Annotated in this window: 1 protein-coding gene and 1 pseudogene; both read right to left on the bottom strand. The window is 42.7% G+C overall.

Features of this window, described 5'->3' with window-relative positions:
* A pseudogene (locus OOA_RS13235) lies at window positions 1-285 on the bottom strand (SEL1-like repeat protein); the annotation flags it as partial.
* A gap of 27 nt (window positions 286-312) precedes the next feature.
* Window positions 313-440 (bottom strand): DUF6396 domain-containing protein (locus OOA_RS21020; RefSeq protein WP_008912663.1); only part of this gene is annotated, 128 nt, incomplete at its 5' end.

Below are 440 nucleotides of genomic sequence, written 5' to 3' on the forward strand. Positions count from 1 at the left end.
TAAATTTCCCATGGCCTTATAATGTTTTTTTTCAGCAGCTTGGCGATACAGTAAAGCAATACGCGCAAAATCTTTGGGGCCTTTTTGTATTTGCAGTTTTCTTGCTTGCTGAAACCAGATATCAGCTTCTGGGTCGAGTGGCGGCAACAGGCTACTTTCGTGAACACAGCTAAATTGAAATTGTTTTAAGGTATCATTTATGTTGGCACTGGGTTCGCAGCCAACTAAGAAAATCACCACCATCATGCCACCTAAAGCACGCCAATATTTTATTATCTTCAACATACAATTTTCCCAAAGATTGCGTCGGTTTTAGTGCTGTTGTGTTTGATATTCAAAGGTGCCATCCCATTCGGGGAGTTCAGCCGGAGGAAGAGGAACGATTTTGTCAATGTCGGGGAAGGTTGCTCTAGGGTTGCGTTTAAGCGCTTGTTCTACCA

The organism is Providencia burhodogranariea DSM 19968 (assembly GCF_000314855.2).
In the GTDB taxonomy this organism is placed as follows: Bacteria; Pseudomonadota; Gammaproteobacteria; order Enterobacterales; family Enterobacteriaceae; genus Providencia; species Providencia burhodogranariea.